17 protein-coding genes are annotated in these 20,883 nt (G+C 73.2%); 11 read left to right on the top strand and 6 right to left on the bottom strand.

Translation table 11 applies throughout. The features are described from left to right. Positions 1 to 78 precede the first annotated feature (78 nt). Genes AB0411_RS12010 through AB0411_RS11995 form a run of 4 tightly spaced genes read left to right on the top strand, consistent with a single transcriptional unit; the run spans position 79 to position 3,487 of the window. Positions 79 to 849 (top strand): enoyl-CoA hydratase family protein, encoded by a 771-nt coding sequence (locus tag AB0411_RS12010; RefSeq protein ID WP_366417145.1) that lies wholly within the window; start codon positions 79 to 81, stop codon positions 847 to 849. Between the two features lie 3 nt (positions 850 to 852). Beyond that, positions 853 to 1,692, top strand: coding sequence for a CoA transferase subunit A (locus AB0411_RS12005; RefSeq protein WP_366417144.1), 840 nt, complete (start codon positions 853 to 855; stop codon positions 1,690 to 1,692). Beyond that, positions 1,689 to 2,432 carry a CoA-transferase subunit beta gene (locus tag AB0411_RS12000; protein ID WP_366417143.1) on the top strand — a complete coding sequence of 248 codons (744 nt, stop codon included), beginning with the start codon at positions 1,689 to 1,691 and terminating at the stop codon, positions 2,430 to 2,432. The genes AB0411_RS12005 and AB0411_RS12000 overlap by 4 nt, the downstream gene beginning before the upstream one ends. Continuing rightward, positions 2,429 to 3,487: an NAD(P)H-dependent flavin oxidoreductase gene (locus AB0411_RS11995; RefSeq protein WP_366417142.1), complete on the top strand. Its 1,059-nt coding sequence runs from the start codon at positions 2,429 to 2,431 to the stop codon at positions 3,485 to 3,487. Before AB0411_RS12000 ends, AB0411_RS11995 begins: the two co-directional genes overlap by 4 nt. Before the next feature lie 75 nt (positions 3,488 to 3,562). On the opposite strand, the gene AB0411_RS11990 is transcribed toward AB0411_RS11995, so the two are convergent. Continuing rightward, positions 3,563 to 4,720 carry an acetyl-CoA C-acetyltransferase gene (locus tag AB0411_RS11990; RefSeq protein WP_366417141.1) on the bottom strand — a complete coding sequence of 386 codons (1,158 nt, stop codon included), beginning with the start codon at positions 4,718 to 4,720 and terminating at the stop codon, positions 3,563 to 3,565. A gap of 115 nt (positions 4,721 to 4,835) precedes the next feature. Further along, positions 4,836 to 5,618, bottom strand: a complete 783-nt coding sequence (locus AB0411_RS11985; protein ID WP_366417140.1) for an SDR family oxidoreductase — start codon at positions 5,616 to 5,618, stop codon at positions 4,836 to 4,838. Between the two features lie 211 nt (positions 5,619 to 5,829). On the opposite strand from AB0411_RS11985, the gene AB0411_RS11980 reads away from it, so the two are divergent. Further along, positions 5,830 to 6,999: an acyl-CoA dehydrogenase family protein gene (locus AB0411_RS11980; protein WP_366417139.1), complete on the top strand. Its 1,170-nt coding sequence runs from the start codon at positions 5,830 to 5,832 to the stop codon at positions 6,997 to 6,999. Next, positions 6,999 to 7,979 (top strand): acyl-CoA dehydrogenase family protein, encoded by a 981-nt coding sequence (locus AB0411_RS11975; RefSeq protein WP_366417138.1) that lies wholly within the window; start codon positions 6,999 to 7,001, stop codon positions 7,977 to 7,979. The genes AB0411_RS11980 and AB0411_RS11975 overlap by 1 nt, the downstream gene beginning before the upstream one ends. A gap of 1,029 nt (positions 7,980 to 9,008) precedes the next feature. On the opposite strand, the gene AB0411_RS11970 is transcribed toward AB0411_RS11975, so the two are convergent. After that, positions 9,009 to 9,614 carry a PadR family transcriptional regulator gene (locus AB0411_RS11970; protein ID WP_366417137.1) on the bottom strand — a complete coding sequence of 202 codons (606 nt, stop codon included), beginning with the start codon at positions 9,612 to 9,614 and terminating at the stop codon, positions 9,009 to 9,011. Between the two features lie 269 nt (positions 9,615 to 9,883). Here AB0411_RS11970 and AB0411_RS11965 point away from each other — a divergent pair, with 269 nt between their 5' ends. After that, on the top strand, positions 9,884 to 12,115 hold the full coding sequence (locus tag AB0411_RS11965; RefSeq protein WP_366417136.1) for an FUSC family protein: 2,232 nt from the start codon (positions 9,884 to 9,886) through the stop codon (positions 12,113 to 12,115). A 49-nt stretch (positions 12,116 to 12,164) separates the two neighbouring features. Here the strand turns inward: AB0411_RS11965 and AB0411_RS11960 are convergent, their stop codons facing one another. Beyond that, entirely contained in the window at positions 12,165 to 13,358 is a 1,194-nt protein-coding gene (locus AB0411_RS11960; RefSeq protein ID WP_366417135.1) for a PP2C family protein-serine/threonine phosphatase, read from the bottom strand. Positions 13,359 to 13,672: 314 nt separating this feature from the next. On the opposite strand from AB0411_RS11960, the gene AB0411_RS11955 reads away from it, so the two are divergent. Next, positions 13,673 to 16,252 (top strand): ATP-dependent Clp protease ATP-binding subunit, encoded by a 2,580-nt coding sequence (locus AB0411_RS11955; protein WP_366417133.1) that lies wholly within the window; start codon positions 13,673 to 13,675, stop codon positions 16,250 to 16,252. Next, entirely contained in the window at positions 16,230 to 16,727 is a 498-nt protein-coding gene (locus tag AB0411_RS11950; protein WP_366417131.1) for a DUF6328 family protein, read from the top strand. Before AB0411_RS11955 ends, AB0411_RS11950 begins: the two co-directional genes overlap by 23 nt. 193 nt (positions 16,728 to 16,920) lie before the next feature. On the opposite strand, the gene AB0411_RS11945 is transcribed toward AB0411_RS11950, so the two are convergent. Beyond that, positions 16,921 to 17,940, bottom strand: a complete 1,020-nt coding sequence (locus AB0411_RS11945) for a hypothetical protein (protein WP_366417130.1) — start codon at positions 17,938 to 17,940, stop codon at positions 16,921 to 16,923. A 454-nt stretch (positions 17,941 to 18,394) separates the two neighbouring features. On the opposite strand from AB0411_RS11945, the gene AB0411_RS11940 reads away from it, so the two are divergent. Together AB0411_RS11940 and AB0411_RS11935 are read left to right on the top strand one after the other, a co-directional pair. Then, the gene (locus tag AB0411_RS11940; protein ID WP_086720901.1) at positions 18,395 to 18,586 is read left to right on the top strand and encodes a DUF6381 family protein; all 192 of its coding nucleotides are present in this window, start codon (positions 18,395 to 18,397) and stop codon (positions 18,584 to 18,586) included. 240 nt (positions 18,587 to 18,826) lie between these two features. Then, complete coding sequence (locus AB0411_RS11935) at positions 18,827 to 19,741, top strand: DNA/RNA non-specific endonuclease (RefSeq protein WP_366417129.1); 915 nt, start codon at positions 18,827 to 18,829, stop codon at positions 19,739 to 19,741. A gap of 79 nt (positions 19,742 to 19,820) precedes the next feature. Here the strand turns inward: AB0411_RS11935 and AB0411_RS11930 are convergent, their stop codons facing one another. Further along, complete coding sequence (locus AB0411_RS11930; protein WP_366417128.1) at positions 19,821 to 20,849, bottom strand: ABC transporter substrate-binding protein; 1,029 nt, start codon at positions 20,847 to 20,849, stop codon at positions 19,821 to 19,823. Positions 20,850 to 20,883 lie beyond the last annotated feature (34 nt).

Below are 20,883 nucleotides of genomic sequence, written 5' to 3'. Positions count from 1 at the left end.
CACCCCTCCCGCAGCGCACCGTCCGCTGCTAACTTCGCTACCTAACAAACGCTTGGTGGAAAGGTAGCTGATCTGCTCATGGGTGTCTCCACCTCCGAGCCGGGCCAGGGCATCGCCGTCGTCACCGCCGACTACCCTCCGGTCAACGCCCTTCCCGTGCAGGGCTGGTACGACCTCGCCGACGCGGTGCGCGCGGCCGGCCGCGACCCCGCCGTCCGCTGCGTCGTCCTGGCCGCGGCCGGGCGCGGCTTCAACGCGGGCGTCGACATCAAGGAGCTCCAGCGGGACACCGCGACGGGCGGACACGGGGCCCTGCTCGGCGCCAACCGCGGCTGCGCGGAGGCCTTCTCGGCGGTCTACGAGTGCGAGGTGCCCGTCGTCGCGGCGGTGCAGGGCTTCTGTCTGGGCGGCGGCATCGGGCTCGTCGGGAACGCGGATGCGATCGTGGCCGCCGACGACGCCACGTTCGGGCTTCCGGAGCTGGACCGCGGGGCGCTCGGCGCGGCCACCCACCTGGCCCGGCTGGTCCCGCAGCACCTGCTGCGCACGCTGTACTACACCTCGCGCACCGTCACCGCCGCCGAACTGCGGGCACACGGCTCCGTCTGGCAGGTCGTCCCGCGCGCCGAACTGCCCGCCGCCGCCCGGGACGTGGCGCGGGAGATCGCCCGCAAGGACGGCTTCCTGCTCCGGCTCGCCAAGGCCGCCCTCAACGGCATCGACCCCGTCGACGTACGGCGCAGCTACCGCTTCGAGCAGGGATTCACCTTCGAGGCGAACCTCAGCGGGGTCGCCGACCGCGTCCGCGACACCTTCGGTGCGCCGGGCGCCCCGACGACGGAAGGCTGATCCGTGACCGACAAGACCATGACCCCCGAGGACGTCGTCTCCCGGCTGCGCAGCGGCATGACCCTCGGCATCGGCGGCTGGGGCTCGCGCCGCAAGCCGATGGCGCTGGTGCGGGCGCTGCTGCGCTCCGACATCACCGACCTGACGGTGGTCTCCTACGGCGGTCCCGATGTCGGCCTGCTCGCCGCCGCCGGCCGCATCCGCACCCTGGTCGCGGCGTTCGCGACCCTCGACTCCATCCCCCTCGAACCGCACTTCCGCGCGGCCCGCCAGCGCGGCGCGTTCGAGCTGAGGGAGATCGACGAGGCGATGTTCATGTGGGGGCTGCAGGCCGCCGCCCACCGGCTGCCGTTCCTGCCGGTGCGCGCCGGCCTCGGCTCGGACGTGATGCGCGTCAACCCCGCGCTGCGGACCGTCACCTCGCCCTACGACGACGGCGAGACCTTCGTGGCGATGCCGGCCCTGCGGATGGACGCGGCGCTGGTCCATCTGCACCGCGCCGACCGGCTCGGCAACGGCCAGTACCTGGGCCCCGATCCGTACTTCGACGACCTGTTCTGCGAGGCCGCGGACAGTGCGTACGTCTCCTGCGAGCGGATCGTGGACGACTTCGCCTCGGCCGTCCCGCAGACCCTGCTGGTCAAACGGCACTCGGTCACCGGCGTCGTCGAGGCCCCGCACGGCGCGCACTTCACCTCCTGCGCCCCCGACTACGGGCGCGACGAGCCCTTCCAGAAGCTGTACGCGACCACGCCCTGGCCGGATTTCGCCGAGCGGTTCCTGTCCGGGGACGAGAAGACGTACCAGTCCGCAGTCCAGTCCTGGCACGAGGAGCAGCAGTGAACGCCACCACGACGACCCGGGCCGAGTACTGCGCGATCGCCTGCGCCGACGCCTGGCGCGACAACGGCGAGGTGCTGGCGAGCCCGATGGGCCTGATCCCGTCGATCGGCGCCCGGCTCGCCAAGCGCACCTTCTCCCCCGACCTGCTGCTCACCGACGGCGAGGCCCTGATCGTCGGGCTCGACGGTTCGGTCGAGGGCTGGCTGCCCTACCGTCAGCACCTCGCCATGGTCACCGGCGGGCGGCGCCATGTGATGATGGGCGCGAGCCAGCTCGACCGCTTCGGCAACCAGAACATCTCCTGCATCGGCGACTGGCAGCGGCCGGACCGCCAGCTCCTCGGGGTCCGCGGCGCCCCGGTCAACACCCTCAACAATCCGGTCAGTTACTGGGTGCCGAAGCATTCGAAGCGGGTCTTCGTCGCGCGCGTCGACATGATCAGCGGGGTCGGATACGACAGCGCGGCCGCCGCCGGGCCGTCCGCCACCCGCTTCCACCGCATCCCGCGTGTGGTCTCCGACCTCGGGGTCTTCGACTTCGCGACCCCGGACCGCACCATGCGGCTGGCCTGTGTGCACCCCGGCGTGAGCGTCGCGGAGGTCCGGGCGGCCACCGGCTTCCCGCTCGCGGTGCCCGACGAGGTGCCCCGCACGAGGGAGCCCACCGCCACCGAACTACGGCTGATCCGCACGGTCATCGACCCTGAGGGGCTGCGCGAGCGCGAGGTGCCCGCGGCATGACGGCGGCGAGGATCGAGACGCCGCTGACCGAGCTCGTCGGGGTGCGCCACCCCCTCGTGCAGACCGGCATGGGGTGGGTGGCGGGACCGCGGCTGGTCTCGGCCGCGGCCGAGGCGGGCGCCCTGGGCATTCTCGCGTCGGCCACCATGACCGTCGGGCAATTGCGCGCGGCGGTCCGCGAGGTCGCCTCCCGCACCACGGCGCCGTTCGGGGTCAACCTCCGCGCGGACGCGGGGGACGCGGGCGAGCGGGTGCGCGTCCTCGTGGAGGAGGGCGTCCGGGTCGCCTCGTTCGCCCTGGCCCCCTCCCGTGAGCTGATCACCCGGCTGAAGGACGCGGGGATCGTCGTCATCCCGTCCGTCGGCGCCCGCCGGCACGCCGAGAAGGTCGCGGCCTGGGGCGCGGACGCGGTCCTCGTCCAGGGCGGGGAGGGCGGCGGCCACACCGGGAACGTCGCCACCACCGTGCTGCTCCCGCAGGTCGTGGACGCGGTCGGCATCCCGGTCATCGCCGCGGGCGGCTTCTTCGACGGCCGGGGCCTGGTCGCGGCGCTCGCCTACGGCGCGGCCGGTGTCGCCATGGGCACCCGCTTCCTGCTGACGTCGGACAGCACCGTGCCCCGGGCCGTGCAGGACCGCTATCTGGCGGCGGGCGTCACGGACATCACCGTCACCACGAAGGTGGACGGTCTGCCGCACCGGATGCTGCGCAGCGAACTGGTCGAGGCGCTGGAGCGGTCCGGGCGCGCCACCGCACTGCTGACGGCGGTCCGCCGCGCCGCCTCCTTCCGGAAGCTGTCCGGCCTGAGCTGGGGCCGGCTGGTGCGTGACGGGCTGGCGATGAAGCACGGCCGGGAGCTCACCTGGAGTCAGGTCCTGCTGGCCGCCAACACCCCGATGCTGCTCAAGGCGTCCATGGTGGACGGCCGTACCGACCTCGGGGTGATGGCCTCCGGCCAGGTCGCCGGACTGCTCGACGACCTGCCGACCTGCGCGGAACTGGTCGACCGGATCATGGCCGAGGCGCACGCCACGCTGGGCGCGCTGCCCCGCTGAGCGGCCCGACGGGAGAGGGGCGAGCCACGAGCACGGGCGGGCCGGCCGGAAACCGGCCCGCAGGCGGACCGGCGGTCAGAGCCGCTCGATGATCGTGACGTTGGCCTGGCCGCCGCCCTCGCACATGGTCTGCAGCCCGAACCGGCCGCCGGTGCGCTCCAGTTCGTGCAGCAGCGTCGTCATCAGCCGCACACCGGTCGCGCCCAGCGGATGGCCCAGGGCGATCGCGCCGCCGTTGACATTGACCCGCTCCGGGTCGGCGCCGGTCTCCTTCAGCCAGGCCAGCACCACGGGCGCGAACGCCTCGTTGATCTCCACCAGGTCGATGTCGCCGAGGGACATCCCGGTCTTCTTCAGCGCGTACGCGGTCGCCGGGATCGGGGCGGACAGCATCCGGATCGGGTCCTCGCCGCGCACCGACAGATGGTGGATGCGGGCGCGCGGGGTGAGTCCGTGGTCGGCCACCGCCCGCTCGGAGGCGAGGAGCAGAGCGGCCGCGCCGTCGGAGACCTGCGAGGAGACCGCCGCCGTCAGCCGGCCGCCCTCGACGACCGGCGCCAGCGCCGCCATCCGCTCCCGCGAGGTGTTCCGGCGCGGGCCCTCGTCGGCGGTGACCTCCCCGAAGGGGACGGTCTCCCGGTCGAAGCGGCCCTCGTCGAGCGCGCGGACGGCCCGCCGGTGCGAACGGAGCGCGAACTCCTCCATGTCCGCACGGGAGATCTGCCACCTGTCGGCGATGAGTTCGGCGCCGTGGAACTGGTTGACGGGCGCCGCGCCGTAGCGGGCCCGCCAGCCCTCGGAGCCGGCGAACGGGCCGTCGGTCAGCCCGAGGGGGGCGGCGGCCTGCCGGCTGGCGAAGGCGATCGGGACCATCGACATGTTCTGCACACCGCCCGCGACCACCAGGTCCTGGGTGCCGGAGAGCACCCCCTGCGCCGCGAAGTGCACGGCCTGCTGGGAGGAGCCGCACTGGCGGTCGACGGTGACTCCGGGCACCTCCTCGGGCAGCCCGGCGGCGAGCCAGCAGGTCCGGGCGATGTCCCCGGCCTGGGGGCCCACCGCGTCCAGACACCCGAAGACGACGTCCTCGACGGCGGACGGATCGGCGCCGCTGCGCGCCATCAGCGCCGTCAGCACATGCGCGCCCAGGTCGGCGGGGTGGACGGCCGACAGACCGCCGCCCTTCTTGCCCACCGGAGTGCGGACCGCTTCGACGATATAGGCCTCGGGCATGGCGTCTCCTTGGTCAGATTCTGCGAAGGTCCCGGCCGGTTCCGCAAGGCGGTGCCGTCCGCCGCCGGCGGCGAGCGGTGTCCCCGGTGCCGCGCGGCGACCGGCCCGCCGCGCCTCACGCATGCTGGGAGCTGACGGACACCGTCTCCCCGGTCATGTACGAGGCGTAGTCGCCGGCCAGGAAGACGATGACGTTGGCGACCTCCCAGGGTTCGGCCCAGCGGCCGAACGCCTCCCGCTCGGTGAGCTCCGCCAGCAACTCGGGCGTGGTCACCTTCGCCAGGTGCGGGTGCATCGCGAGGCTGGGCGAGACCGCGTTGACGCGTACCCCGTACTCGGCGGCCTCCAGGGCGGCGCACCGGGTCAGCGCCATCACCCCGGCCTTGGCGGCGGCGTAGTGGGCCTGGCCGCGCTGGGCCCGCCAGCCGACGACCGAGGCATTGTTGACGATCACGCCGCCGCGGCCGGTGGCCTTCATCCGGCGCAGGGCGGCGCGGGTGCAGCGGAAGGTGCCGTTCAGGGTCACGTCGAGGACCGTGCCCCACTGGGTGTCGGTCATCTCGACGAGGTCGGCGGTGCCGCCGAGTCCGGCGTTGTTGACCAGGATGTCGAGGCGCCCATGGCGCTCCTCGGCCGCGTCCAGCAGGGCGTTGACCTGGTCCTCGTCGGTGACGTCGCAGGGCAGGGACGCCACGTGGGCGGCGCCGAACTCGTCGGCGAGCGCCTCGGCGGTGGCCTGCAGCCGGCGTGCGTGGGCGTCGCCGAGGACCACCCGGGCGCCCTCCTCCAGGAATCTGCGGGCGGTGGCGCCGCCGATGCCGGCCCCGGCGGCCGCGGTGACGACGGCGGTCCGGCCGTCGAGCAGATGGTGGCCGGGCACGTAGGGCGGCGCTGTCATGCATGAGCCTCCTCTTCCCGCAGTCCGCTGCGGTTCCCCGGCGGAGGCTCCCGACGGTGGCGGGGGCCTCGACGCCGCTCGTGCCGGTACGTTAATCTACCAAACACTTGTTAGGGAAGGGAGGGCGGATGCCCGCTGCCCGCCACGACGAGCCCGCGCCCGACGCACGGGAGGCACCGGCCACGACCGCCACCCGGGAGGCCGGCGCCTGATGGATCTCGACATCGCCCCCGCCGACGAGGCGTTCCGGGCCGAGGCCCGCGGCTGGCTCGCCGCGCATGTGCCCGCCGTTCCGCTGCCGTCGCTGGAGACCGCGGAGGGGTTCGCCGCCCACCGGGAGTGGGAACGCCGACTCGCCGCGGACCGCTGGTCGGTGGTCTCCTGGCCCCGCGAACACGGCGGCCGGGACGCCTCGCTCCTGCAGTGGCTGCTCTTCGAGGAGGAGTACTACGCCGCGGGCGCCCCCGGGCGGGTCGGCCAGAACGGCATCCACCTCCTCGCCCCCACCCTCTTCGAGCACGGCACCGACGAGCAGCGCGCCCGCATCCTCGGCCCCATGGCGCGCGGCGAGGTCGTCTGGGCGCAGGCCTGGTCGGAACCGGAGTCGGGGTCGGACCTGGCGTCGCTGCGCTCGACCGCCGTACGGACCGCCGGCGGCTGGCTGCTGAACGGGCAGAAGACCTGGTCGTCCCGGGCCGCGTTCGCCGATCGCGCCTTCGGGCTGTTCCGCAGCGACCCGGACGCCGCCCGCCCGCACCAGGGGCTCAGCTATCTGATGTTCCCGCTGGACGCACCGGGCGTGACGGTCCGTCCGCTCGGCCGCCTGGACGGCAAGCCGGCGTTCGCCGAGGTCTTCCTCGACGACGCCTTCGTACCGGACGCGGACCTCATCGGCGCGCCGGGGCAGGGCTGGCAGGTCGCCATGAGCACCGCCGGCAACGAACGCGGCCTGACGCTGCGCAGTCCGGGCCGCTTCACCGCGGCCGCCGGACGGCTCGCCGCACTCTGGCGCGAGACCGGCGGCACGGCCGGTACGGCGCTGGGCGAGCGGGTGGCCGACGCGCTGATCGGCGCCCGGGCGTACCAGCTGTTCGGCTACGCCCAGGTCTCCCGGCTCGCCGCCGGCGGCGCGGTCGGCACCGAGTCCAGCCTGACCAAGGTCTTCTGGTCCGAACTCGACCTCGCCCTGCACGAGACGGCCCTGGACCTGCTCGGCCCCTACGGCACGCTCGCCGACGACGCCGACGAGGCCCCCGCGCACGGGAGTTGGGCCGACGGCTACACCTTCGCGCTCGCCGGGCCGATCTACGCGGGCACCAACGAGATCCAGCGCGACCTGATCGCCGAGCGGCTGCTCGGTCTGCCGAAGGGACGCCGGTGATGCGCTTCCTCCTCACCGCCGAGCAGCGGGAGTTCGTCCGCTCGCTGGACGGCATGCTGACGGCGTCCGGCACCCCGGCCGTGGCGCGCGCCTGGGCGGCCGGGGAGCAGAAGCCGGGACGTGAGCTGTGGGCGCGGCTCGCGGCGACGGGCGTGTGCGCGCTCGCCGTCCCGGAGCGGTACGGCGGGTCGGGCCTGCTCCCCGTCGAACTGGCCCTGGCCTTCGTGGAGTTGGGGCGGCATGCGGTGCCCGGCCCGCTGGCGGAGACGGTGGCGGCGGCCGCGTTCCTGGAGCGCCTGGGCGAAGATGCCCCGGCGGAGGCCTGGCTGCCGCGGATCGCCGCGGGCGAGGCCGTCGTCAGCCTGTGCGCCGGGGGCCCGTACGCCCTGGACGCGGATGCCGCCGACGCCGTGTTCGTCATCGAGAGCGACACGGTGCGCCGCACCGACACCCACGGCCCCGTGCAGTCCTCCCTCGATCCCGCCCGGCGGCCGGCCCGTCCGCTCGGCGGCGGTGTACTGGCCGAGGGCCCCGCGGTGACGGCGGCCGCCGCGCACGCCGTCGAGGTCGCCCGGCTCGTCACCGCGGCGCAGTGCCTCGGCCTGGGCCGGGCCCTGCTGGCGGCGACGGTGTCCCACGTCAAGCAGCGCACGCAGTTCCAGGTGGCCATCGGCTCGTTCCAGGCCGTCAAGCACCGGCTCGCGAACACCCTGATCGGCCTGGAGTTCGCCCAGCCGCTGGTGTACGCGGCGGCCCTGGCAGTGGCGGCTGGCGCGCCGTCGGCCGGCCGGGAGGTGGCCGCGGCGAAGGTCGCGGCGGGCGAGGCGGGTTGTGCCGCGGCGCGCACGGCACTGCAGTTGCACGGCGCCCTCGGCTACTCCGACGAACCGGACCTCTCGCTGTGGATCCGCAAGGCCCGCCCGCTGCGGGACGCGTGGGGCACCCCGGCCGACTGCCGCGCGCGCGTCCTGACCGGCTGACATCGGCGTCAGCTACGTGAGTGGATTCACCATTCCACTTTGCGACCGGACAAGCGTGCAGGTCAGAGGCGCAAAAGAGGCTCAACGGGCGAGTCAACACTCTGTTGATGCCCGGTGCCGGGATTCGTTACGGTGATACCGTCATGTGACACCACGAGGGGCTCCGCTCTCCCGAGCTGCAACTCGGGAGGAAGACTGCGGAACCCCTCGCACCGTTGTCGAAAGGCCCTGGCTGATCCCTCAGCTGGGGTCTTTCGTCGTCAGAGCCTGCTCACCCTGTCGATCACCGCGAGCACGAGCATGACCACGGCAACGCATGCCGACACTCGCGGCGCGGTGATCTCGGGAGACCAACGCTCTTTCCAACGGTCCCGAATTCTCCCCAAGAGGATCTTCAAGACCGTCTCCTTCCCCCCACCCCCGTCGGGGCGGCAGCCACACGGGAACCGGTCCCGCACCGTGAAGGCGTTCGCGCCCCCAGCTGGCAGAGCACGAACGACCCGAAGGTTTTGCAGAGCTTATCCCGACCGCTACACCCTGTGCGGACGGCACTACCGTGCGGCAAACCGACCAAAACGGAAGTTGATCACGCAAATCCGCTGTTCAGGGCACTGAAGGTCACTGCGTGCCTCGATCGGAAGTGTGGCGCTTGCCTCACTTAAGCCAAAGCGTAAGAAATAGGGATCTGACGGACAGGAATTCCATGGTGAACCTTGATTTCCATGGTCTAATCCCGCTCAGGGCAACCATCCCCAGCCCGCGAATCACTCGCCTCACGCTAAAATGGCACTGAGTGCCACTCAGTTGACGATCGAGGAGCGGGAAAAGTGGCGTGAGTGTCATGCATAGTTAGCGCTTAATACGCAAAAGCGACGTAGCGGACCTCAGATTCCAAGGCCGTATTGCCCTTTATCGCCGCTATAAACCATTCGCTGGTTTCACCGGCCCGTCCGCGGTCCCCGGTTCCCGGGGCCGGCAGGCGGCCGGCCGACCGGCCCCTGCGAGCCGCCCGCGAGAACCCCGCGCCCCCTACCGGCGCCTGCGGTCCAGCTCCTCCAGGTCGGCCAGCATCGCGTCGGCCAGATCCCGCTCGGAGGCATAGTGCCGCTCCGACCACTTCAGGACGAGCGAGGGGTAGGCCGAGGCGTCGTCCGCGGGGGCGTCCCGGGCGTCGTGCTCGGCACGCTGCCGCATCGTCTCCGCGTACTCCCGGTGCCGGCCCAGCACGTCACGCATCTGCTCGGCCTCCAGCAGATGGCCGAGCCACAGCCGCAGCATCACACCGTGCTTGAGGACCGGGGGCTCCACCGGGGCCTCGCGCGCCCAGTGGCGGACCGCCGCCATCCCCGCGTCGGTGATCACATAGACCCGCTTGTCGCGGTTGCCGGTCTCCTGGGCGACCATCCGGGCGCTGACGTACCCGGCCTTCTCCAGGCGCTTGAGCTCGCCGTAGATCTGGCTGAAGGACGGGCTCCAGTAGAAGAAGCGCAGCGACCAGTCCGACCACTTCTTCAGGTCGTAGCCGGACAGCTCCTCACCGAAGGAGAGCAGGCCCAGCACCGCCCAACTGGTGGCCGGCAACGCAGGTCGCTCCGCATCGCCGGCGCTCACGGCGCCCGCCTTCTTCTCCGTCACGTTCCGCAGTGTACGGTCCGCCTCCGCGCCCGCCCGACCGGCGCCTCGTCAACTCCCGTCCCCCCGGCCCGCATTCCCGGTGTCCCCGCCGCCCCGGGGGAGGTGTACCGGTGCGGGGCCCCGCGCGTCCTGCGCTTCCCCGGCCCGTCCGGCGCGCGCCGCCGCGTCGTCAGCGGAGGGCTGCCGGCGGCCCGCCCGGCGGCGGACCCCGTCCTCGGCGTGGCCGGCCGCGCGGTGCGGACCGGGACCCGCTGGCCAATAGTGGAGAGGTGAGCCCGCTACAGGGAACCACCCCGCGGTCCGGGCCGCGGCAGCCGGCCGGCGGACCCGCCGGGGCGGTGCTGCGCAGAGCGCGCTACCTGGTGGAACACGCCCGGCACGGGCTGCGCGGGCACCGCTCCGTGGTCGGCAACGCGATCCGGGTCACCGTGGCCTCGTGCGTGGCCTTCTACCTCTGCCGCTACGCGCTCGGACTGACCGTCATGTCCGTCTACGCCACGTTCACCGTGGTGTCGCTCGGCGTGCTCGCCCGGATCCCGGGGTCCGGGCGCCAGCGCGCCACGACCGTGCTCACGGCGATCCCCGCCGGGCTGGTGCTCATCACGCTGGGCACACTGCTCGCCGTGCAGACCTGGGCCGCCGTCCTCGGCATGCTGGTCATCGGGTTCGTCGTGGCGTACGCGGGCACCACCGGGCCCCGGATCGCCGGGGCCGCCCCCGGGATGCAACTGCTCTACATCCTGCCGTGCTTCCCGCCCTACGCCCCGGAAGCGCTGGGCCAGCGGATCTCCGGCTTCCTGCTGGGCGCGGTCCTGCTGGCGCTGGCCCAGCGCTTCCTGGTGCCCGAACCGGACACCCCGTCCTTCCGCCGGCTGCTGGCCGACGCCGCGGACGCCGCCGCGCGGCTGGCCGACCATCACGGCGGCCCGCTTCCCGGTGAGGCGCTCGCCCGGGCGCAGGAGACCGGGGACGCCCTGCGTCCGTCGCGCGTGCCGCCGGCCGACCTGCCCGCCTCCCCCACCCTCGCCCACAAGGCCATGGCACACGCCACGGAGGCGGTGCGCACCCTGCTGGCCCGGTTGGAGGCCCTGCACACCTCGGTCGGGCCGCAGTACACCTACCACCCGGAGACCGTGGTGCTGCTGGAGGGCATCAGCGACGCCGCGCGCGAGGCGGCCAAGGCGCTGCGGCGGGGCAAGCGGCTGCGGCCCGGCGAGGGGCCGTCCTCCGCCGTCCTGCAGAGCGAACTGGCGCCGGTACGGGCCCACCGGGCCGTGGACACCCTGGAGCAGTTGAGCACCGACGACCGGCTGGTCTACCTGCGCCGCCGTTCCCAGGTGGTGCAGGCCGCCGACTGCGCCGTCGTCCTCGCCCTGGCCACCCGGCTGATGCTGGGCGACCGGTCCGTCGAACGGAGCCCCGCCGGACAGGCCTTCACCTATGCGCGGGCGCGCGCCCACCAGCTGTGGTGGCAGCGGCTGACCACGCACCTCACCCCCCGCTCGGTGATCTTCCAGAACGCCTGCCGGTTCGCGCTCGGCCTGGCCGCGGCGCGGGCCGTCGCCGGGCTCCTCGACCTGCAGCACGGCTTCTGGGTCCTGCTGGCGACGCTCACCCTGACCCGGACCACCAGCCTGGAGACCTGGTCCGCGGTCCGGCAGGCGCTGCTCGGGACGCTGGTCGGCGCGGTGCTGGCCGGCGGGCTGCTGGTGCTGGTCCACGACCGGGACACGGTGTACGCGGTCGTGCTGCCGGTGGTGATGCTGGTGGCGTTCATCGCGGGGCCGCTGCGCGGGCTGGCCTGGGCGCAGGGCGGGTTCACGCTGGTGGTGGCCACGCTGTTCGCACAGGTCTCCCCCGTCACCTGGCAACTGGCCCCGGTCCGGCTGGTGGACGTGCTGGTCGGCAGCCTCATCGGGCTGGCCTGCGGGCTGGTGGCCTGGCCACGGGGCGCGGGCCGCGAGGTGCGCCGCAGCATGGCGGGCCTGTGCTCGGCCATCGCCGACGCCATCGGGAACACCACCACGCGGGTCGTCGACCGCTCCGGCGGCGCCGACTGCGTGGCGATCAACCGGGCCCTCGTGCTCGCGCAGGAGAGCCTGGCCCAGTACCACTGCGAACTGCGGGACGAGAGCGTCGGACAGCCGGACTGGCCGTCGGTGCTGGTCGCCGGGGCGGAAGCGCGGCGCGGTGAGCGGCTGCTGCCCGGCCGGCCGGGCAGGATCGCCCCGCAGGAGGTCGGCGCCTGGCTGCGCCGTGCGGCCGACCGGACGGCGGCCGACTACCGTTCCCTCGCCCGGCATCTGCGGACGGACAGCGAGGTGCCCCGCAAGGACGCCCGGTCGCTCGACATCCGTGCGCTGCTGGCGGTGGCCCCGGCCGTCCCGCGTCACTGTCCGGACCGGGAGGCCCGCGCGCTCTCGGCCGCGCTGCTCCTCGACTCGGTGATCTGGCTCGATGCGCTCACCGCCGACCTGAACCGGATCCACAAGGAGATGTGAACGGCGCCTCGGGGCGGCGCCGCCGGACCGGGGACGCCCGCCGCCCGGCTCACCGCGTGCCCGGCGGCCGCCACTCGATGAGCAGGATCGTGGCGTCGTCGCTCAACCGCTGCTGCCGGCTGTCCAGGATGGCGTGGATCAGCTGGCGGAGCGCCTCCGAGGGCAGCTCGCCGGCGGCGATGGCACGGATGATGGAGTCGGTGAAGCCCGCCAGGCCGAAGCGGCCGCCGCCGGCCGTGCGGGCCTCGGTCACCCCGTCGGTGTAGAGCAGCACCCGGTCGCCCGGCTCCAGGGCCTCGCGGTGCACCGTGCGCGGGGCGTCGGCGAGCGTGGCGGGCATGCCCATCGGAGGCTCGCCGGGGCGTTCCAGCGCCTTGTGGACCTGGTGGTCACGGATCAACAGGGGCGGCGGATGGCCGCAGTTGCACCAGGTCAGCACCCCGCTGAGGAGGTCCAGCCGGGCGGCGATGCCGGTGCAGAACTGCTCGGGCAGCCACTCGGCGAGCACCGCGTCCACGGTCCTGACGAGTTCGGGCAGGGCGGCGCCCATCCGCCGTGCGCTGCGGCAGCCGGCCATGGCGATCGACGTGGTCAGTCCCGAGGCGAGGTTGTGTCCCATCGCGTCGAGGATCACCGCGTGCAGCGTCGACTCGGTCAGCGCATGGTCGAAGGCGTCCCCGCCCAGCTCGTAGGCGGGTTCCAGGACGGCGGTGGACACCGCCCGGGCACTGCCGACGGTCCGCGGGGGCAGCAGGGAGCGGACCAGCTCGGCGGGCAGCGTCATGGTGTCCGTACGGGTCTGCTGCACCAGGTGGTCGCTGACACTCCGCTGGGAGGAGATCGCCATGGACAGGACCGCCACCAGCGTCCGGCAGCGGCGCAACAGGGCGCCGTCCAGGGTGTCGACGTGCATCCCCGCCACCCCCAGCCGGTCCGCGCCGTCGACCAGCGGCAGCCAGACGATCAGCGTGCCGGTGGGGCTCTCCTCGACGCGGAGCCCCAGCGTGCGGTAGGCCCAGCCGGCCCACGACGCGTCCACCAGGAGCCGTTCCCCGCCGGAGAGGGGCGTCAACTGCCGCTGCTGGAGGTCCACGAGGTAGACGGTCACCCGGCGCAGGCCGATCTGGGCGGCGTAGCGGTCGACCAGGGCGGGGAAGCGGGACGGGGGCGCGGTGTGGACGGCCGTCAGGAATTCCTGCAGCAGGTACTCGCCGTCACCGGCCGGAACACTCTCCACGGGCATCCGCGCGTCCCTCCGAGCACCTGCCACCCTCCGAGCACTGTGAGCCAAGTGTTTCCCGGGCGCCCGCGCCACCCGGGAGCGCCATTCGGCGCAGCGGGCGCACCCCGCGGGGACCGGGTGGGCGGCGGGCGCCCACCACGGCCCGCCCGGGTGCGGATGGGGTGGCGGGCCCTGATCCTGAAGCAGTGGGGCCGTGTGTGACGTGTGGCGTCGCATCGCCCGGGCACCTGCCGGGCAGGAGCACGAGCCAACAGCACAAGGAACCCGACAAGGCAGCATGTCGCGGTACCGCCGTGGCAGCGGAACGGACACACATGGGCAATGGATTCATGGGTCCGGAGGGCTACGGCCCGGACTCGTTCGGTGACTTCCTCGCGCGCTTCTTCGGCGCCGCGCAGCCCGCGAGCGGCGAGCCGGGCCAGCCCGCGCCCCGGCAGGCGGACATCGCCCGCATGATGAGCGGGCCCGCCCGGGAGCTGGTGACCTCCGCAGCCGCCTACGCCGCCGAGCACGGCAGCCCGGAACTCGGCACCGAGCACCTCCTGCGGGCCGCCCTGGCCGCCGAACCGACCCGCAGCCTGCTGCAGCAGGCGGGGGCCGACCCCGACGCGCTGGCGGCGGAGATCGACAGCAGCGCCGGTTCGGGGCCCAAGCAGTCCAGTGTCGCGGTGACCCCCGCGGTCAAGCGGGCCCTGCTGGGCGCGCACGACCTGGCGCGGGACAACGGCGCCTCGTACATCGGCCCGGAGCACGTACTGGACGCGCTGGCGGCCAACATGGACTCGGCAGCGGGGCGCATCCTCAACCTCGCCCACTTCGAGCCGCAGGCCTCCCCGCAGAGCGGCCACGGCGCCCCGCACCCGGGCCCCGAGCACGGTGCCCCGCCGAAGCACGACACCCCGACCCTGGACAAGTTCAGCCGCGATCTGACGGACCTGGCCCGGGCGGGCCGGATCGACCCGGTCATCGGCCGCGAGGAGCAGATCGAGCAGACCATCGAGGTGCTCTCCCGCCGGGGGAAGAACAACCCGGTGCTGGTCGGCGACGCGGGGGTGGGCAAGACGGCGATCGTCGAGGGCCTGGCCCAGCGGCTCGCCGACGGCGACGTCCCCGAGAACCTGTCGGGCCGGCGCGTCGTCGCCCTGGATCTGACGTCCGTCATCGCCGGCACCCGCTACCGCGGCGACTTCGAGGAGCGGATGAACGCCATCATCGAGGAGGTCCGCGCGCACCCCGAATCGCTGATCGTCTTCATCGACGAGCTGCACACGGTCGTCGGCGCCGGCGGCGGCAGCGGGGACGGCGGCTCCCTGGAAGCGAGCAACATGCTCAAGCCCGCCCTGGCCCGCGGCGAGATGCATGTCATCGGCGCCACCACGCTGGAGGAGTACCGGCGCAACATCGAGAAGGACGCCGCCCTCGCCCGCCGCTTCCAGCCCATCCTGGTGCCCGAACCGGACGTCTCCGACACCGTGGAGATCCTGCGCGGGCTGCAGGACCGCTACGAAGCGCATCACCAGGTGCGCTACACCAACGAGGCGCTGCTCGCGGCGGTCGAGCTCTCGGACCGCTACATCGCCCACCGCTTCCTGCCCGACAAGGCGATCGACCTGCTCGACCAGGCGGGCGCACGGGTCCGGCTCCGCTCGGGCGCCAAGGCCACCGACGTCCGCGAACTGGAACGCGAGCGGGAGCAGCTGGTCAGGGACAAGGACCAGGCGGTCGCCGCCGAGCAGTACGAACGGGCCACCGATCTGCGCGACCGGGTCACCGCCCTCACCGCGCGGATCGAGGCCGGCCGGGGCGAGCCGCCGACCGACCGCCGGATCGTGCGGGTCACCGCCGAGGACATCGCCGAGATCGTGTCGCGGCAGACCGGTGTGCCGGTGAGCAGTCTGACCCAGGAGGAGAAGGAGCTGCTGCTGGGGCTGGAGGACCGGCTGCACACCCGGGTGATCGGCCAGGACGACGCGGTCACGGCGGTCTCCGAGGCCATCCTGCGCTCGCGGGCCGGCCTGGCCGACCCCGACCGCCCGATCGGCAGCTTCCTCTTCCTCGGCCCGACGGGCGTGGGCAAGACCGAGCTGGCCCGCGCGCTCGCCGAGGCGCTGTTCGGCAGCGAGGACCGGATGGTGCGCCTGGACATGAGCGAGTATCAGGAGCGGCACACGGTCAGCCGGCTGGTCGGTGCGCCCCCGGGATACGTCGGCCACGAGGACGCGGGCCAGCTGACCGAGGCGGTGCGCCACCACCCGTACTCGCTGTTGCTGCTCGACGAGGTCGAAAAGGCGCACCCCGACGTCTTCAACATCCTGCTGCAGGTCCTCGACGACGGGCATCTGACGGACTCCCAGGGCCGCCGGATCGACTTCAAGAACACCGTCATCGTGATGACGAGCAACCTCGGCTCCGAGGCGCTGAGCGGCGGCCGCGGGGTGCTCGGCTTCGGCCCGGACGTCACGGGCGCGGAGGCGGGCGACGGCGCGCGGGAACGGGCGCTGGGCTCCTTGCGCGAACACTTCCGCCCCGAATTCCTCAACCGGCTCGACGAGATCATCGTCTTCCGCCGGCTCACCGACGACCAGCTGCGCCAGATCACCGGCCTGCTGCTCGACGGGACCACCCGCAGGCTGCGCGCCCAGGACATCTCCGTCGAGTTCACGCCCGGCGCCGTGGACTGGCTCACCCACCGCGGCCACCAGCCCGAATACGGGGCCCGGCCGCTGCGGCGCACCATCCAGCGCGAGGTCGACAACGCGCTCTCACGGCTGTTGCTGGACGGTGCGCTCTCGGCGGGCGAGACGGTGCGCGTGGAGGTCAAGGACGACGAGCTGGCGTTCCGCACCGACGAGCGGCGGAAGGGGGTCGCGGGTGGCGGCGCTGGGCCCGCGTGAGACCTCCGAGGGGCGCAATGAGTCGCCGGAGGAGCGGGCCGACCGGCGGTGGAACGAACTTCTGCAGGAGGTCCGGGTCATCCAGACCGGTGTGCAGATCCTCTTCGCCTTCCTGCTGACCGTCGTCTTCACCCCGCGCTTCGCCACGCTCCCGCCGGCCGACAAGACCATCTACGTGGTGACGGTCCTGCTGGGGGCGGCCACGACCGGCGCACTGATCGGCACGGTGACCTTCCACCGGCTGGTCGCCGGGCACCGGCTGAAGCCGGAGACGGTGCTGTGGGCCTCGCGCCTGGCCCTGCTCGGGATCGTCCTGCTGCTGGCCACGGTCGCCTCCGCGCTGCTGCTGATCCTGCGCATCGCCCTGCACAACTCCGCCGTGCCCTGGGTCGTCGCGGGGCTGGTCGCCTGGTTCATGGTCTGCTGGTTCGCGCTGCCCGCCTGGATCCTGCACCGGTATTCGTCCAAGGAGTGAGCGACGAGCGGGCCCCGCCCCGACGCGGGCTTCCGGCCGTGCGGGAGCCTCCGGCCCGTCAGGTTTCTCCGGCCCGCCGGCACCCATGGCAGCCGCTCCCCTCCCCCGCACGCCGACGGCCGCCAAGGGCGCGGGCCGAGACCCTGACCTGGGTCTCGGCCCGCGCCCTTGGCGGCCGGTGCGCCGTCGTCCGTCAGGCGCGCGCGGCGGCCGGGTCCACCCGGCGCGGGCGGTAGAGCAGCGCCGCGCCCGCGAGTCCGGCGCTGACCACTGCCAGTCCCACCGCCAGCAGCTCGGGCCACATGCCCGCTTCTCCCAGGCCGCTGCCGAGCGGGGCGAGGACGCCGGCCCGGGACAGCGCGTGCAGGGCGATGATGATCATCGCGGCGGCGGCGCTCACCGTCCAGACCAGGGCCGTGTCGCGCATCGCCAGCCAGCCGGCCAGCAGCAGGTAGACGACGGCGATGGCCATCGAGAGCCCGGCGGCCGCCTGGGCGCCCTGCAGGTGCGAGGTGTGGACCGGCAGGTGGCTCAGACCGCACAGGGCCAGGGCCGCGGCCGCGGGCCAGCGCAGTACGGACCGCAGCACGCCGGGGACCGCATAGCCCGGCTGCGGGCTCGCCTCGGGCGACGACGCCCACGGCGGGGCGCCCTGCGGCATGGTGCCGGCGGGCCGCTGGGACCAGGGCGGACGCTGGGGCGGCTGGCCCATCACGGACTCGCGCTGTGCGGTGGACATCGGGTGCCCGTTGCGGTCCAGGGGGCGGACATCGGGGTCGAGGACGTGCATGGACGCGGTGGGTTCCGGCTCGCCGAAGCCACCGGGGCCGCCGGAACCGCCGGGTCCGCCGAAGACGTCAGGGCCGGAAGGGAAGGGGTCGGCCATGCCGGAGAGACCGGAGCCGCCGCCCTGCGTACGGTCGAACAGCTCGATCAGCTGCGCCACCTCCTCGACCGGCCGGTCGACGGCCACCGCGCGCAGCGCCTCGTGGCTCGACTCGGCGGTGTGCGGGGTGGCCCGCAGCATGTCGAAGAGCGCGGCGACCTCGCTCACCGGCCGGGAGACCACGGCCATGCGCAGGGCCTCATCGCCGGGGTTGGGAACGTCGCCGCTGCGCTTGAGCAGTTCCACCAGGGCGGCGACTTCCGCCAGCGGCCGGTGGGTGACTGCCTCCCACAAAAGGGTGTGGGCCGAATTCTTCTCAGTGGTCATGGGCGGAAAATGCTCGCCGGGTTCTGTCGATGACAGGTCGGCGTCGCCCCCACAAAGTGCTGGTTCGGATGTCATGGAGGGACTCCACTGAACGAGGGGAGCGTCAAACACCAGAAGCGCTGACACTCGGCGGACGTTGAGAGTGCTGTGGTTCAGCCAACGTCCCTTTTGTGCGCCCCCGCCATTCAGGAAGGCCATACGGTGGAGACACGCCGGTACGCCCGGGCGCGCCGCACTCGGCGGCCGCGGACCGGCGCCGGCCGGCCAGGTCCGCTCCCCGCGGCTTCCGGACGGGGCGGACGGACCGCCGGACGGGGTGCGGCGCCGCCCTGCCGCTCCGCCGGTTACCGCCGGATATCCGCCCTCACCGGGGGTGACTCTTCGACATGCCAAGGTCCGGCGAGCCTGATTCGCTGGTATGTGCAGCTCTCCCTACTCCGGTCAAGGACAGATCATGAGTGCAACAGGAGAATCACGCGGACGCATCCAGCAGATGCGCGACAAGGCCCAGGAACTGCAGGCGGCCGCGGAACGCGCGGGCGACCCGGAGGAGCGGAAGCGGCTGGAGGAGAAGGCCCTCAGGCTCCGGTCCCAGAGTGAGCAGGAAAGCGGTATGGCCAGCGGAGACATCTACCCCTCCGAGTGAGGAACCGCGTTCCCGCCGACGGCGGAAGGATGTGGATACCCCTGGACGGGACGCGCGCCCGGCGCCGCGTCCCGTCCGTCGCGTCCGTCGCCGCCCCGCCCCGTCCTGCGCCGCGTCCCGTGCGGTCGTCCCTCCCCGGATGTGCCCCGCGGGCGCCGGCCCGCCGGGCCGCCGGGCTGTTCGAGTGGCTTCGCGGCGGGCACCGATCGGCGGTCCACGGCGCCGGGAAGCGGTGACGGCATGATCCCCTCAGATGCCCCACGGGCCGCCGGGGCCGTGGCCGGGACGGCGCCGGAACCCGCTCTGGCCGGCCGTACGGGCTATGACCCGCACTTCCTCGGAGTGCCGGTCCCGCTGCCGATGCCCGGCAACCCCGCCGTGGAGACGGTGCTGCTCCCCTACACCCACTTCACCGTGGTGCTGCGGCCCGACCGGCGGATGGCCGCGGCCGCCGCGGTCTGCATCGACGGTGCCCGCCGGCCGGCGGACGGGCCGCCGGCGGAGGCGCCGCCGGAGAGCGGCTGGCGGTGCGATCCGCGGGTGGCCGAGGACCGCCAGGCCGGCGACGCCGTGTACCGCGACAACTCCCTGGACAAGGGGCAGCTGGTGCACCGGCTCGCACCCGGGTGGGGCGAGGCCGCGGAGGCGGACCGGGCCCGTGCCGACACCTTTCACTACCCGAACGCCGCCCCGCAGGCGGATGTCTTCAACCCGGCCAGACAGGTCTGGCAGGAGCTGGAGGACCACCTCCTCGACCACGCCGCCGGGCACGACCGCCGGCTGGCCGTCCTCACCGGGCCGGTACTGCACGACTCGGACCCGCCCTACCGGGGAATCCAAGTACCCCTGCGCTTCTGGAAGGTGGCGGTGTTCCGCCGGCAGGACGGCGTGCCGGCGGCGACGGCCTACGTGCTCGACCAGAGCCCGGACCTGCTCTGGGACGCCGAACGGGCCCTGGCCGGCGCGACACCGGGGGCGCCGCCGCCGCTGGGCGCCTTCCGGACGTTCCAGGTGCCGGTGACGGACGTCACCGAGCTCACCTCGCTCGACCTGGGGCCGCTGCCCGCCGCCGATCTGCTGCCCGCCGCCCGCACCCCGCAGGAGCGCTGGCGACGGCTCCGGTCTCTCGACGACATCGTGCTGCGGCACGGCTGAGCGAGGGCGGGCACGGCACTGCGCCCGAGGGCCTTCTCCGCTCGTGACGGGCCTTCGCGCAGGGCCCTCGGGAACGGCCCTACTTCTTGACGAACTCGGTGGTGTAGGTCTTCCTCAGGTCCACCGTGGCGTTCTTGAGGTTGGGGTTGAAGGCCTTCAGGACGCGTGCGACGGTGGCGGGGCCGTCGGCCGGCATCACCCCGTCCTTGGTGAACATCGGCAGGGTGTCCTTGATCGACTGGGCGTAGAGCTCCTTGCCGCCCTGGGCGTAGTCGGACGGCATCTTCGCGGCGATCTGCTCGGCGGTGTGGGTGGACATCCACCTGAGGGTCTTCACGAAGGCGCGGGCCAGCCTCCGTACGGTCTCCTTGTGGCCGTTCACCCAGTCGGTGTTCATGTAGAGGCTGGACGAGGGGTAGGGGCCGCCGAGCGCCTTCTCGGAGCCCTCGGGGGTGCGCATGTCGATGAGGACCTTTCCGAGCTTCTTGTCCAGGATCTGGGCGACCGTCGGGTCCGTCGTCATCCCGCCCTGGATCGAGCCCTGCTGGAGGGCGGAGATGAAGGTCTGGCCGGCCCCGACCGCCACCGGCGTGAACTCGTCGGTCCGCACCCCGTTCTTCACCGCGAGGTACTTGGTCAGGAAGTCGGTGGAGGAGCCGAGCCCGGTGACACCGAGCTTCTTGCCCTTGAAGTCCCCGGCCGAGGTGAGGTCGCCGGACGCCTTGTCCGAGACGACCTCGACCTCGCCGGGGGCGTGCGCGAGCTGGACCACCGATTCCACCTGCTTGCCCTTGACCTGAAGATCGAGGGTGTGGTCGTAGAAGCCGACGACGCCCTGGACGTCGCCGGAGACCAGCGAGGTGGTGGCCTGCACGCCGGCCGGTTCGGTCAGCAGCGTGACATGGACGCCCTCGTCCTCGAAGTAGCCGAGCTGCTGGGTGAGTCTCGCGGGCAGGTAGATGACCTTGTCGAGGCCGCCCACCATGATCTTGATTTTGCCGTTCCCGTCGTCGGACCCGGCGCCCTGGGAGCCGCCGCAGGCGGTGAGGGTGGTCAGGGCGAGGGTGGCGGCGACGACGGCGGCCGCGGTCTTCCGTGAGGTGCGCATGGTCACGTCCTTGTGAGGAGGAACGGGGTAGGGG

Source organism: Streptomyces angustmyceticus, from assembly GCF_040701845.1.
Taxonomy (GTDB): Bacteria; Actinomycetota; Actinomycetes; order Streptomycetales; family Streptomycetaceae; genus Streptomyces; species Streptomyces angustmyceticus_A.
This window is presented reverse-complemented; position numbering and strand designations above follow the sequence as displayed.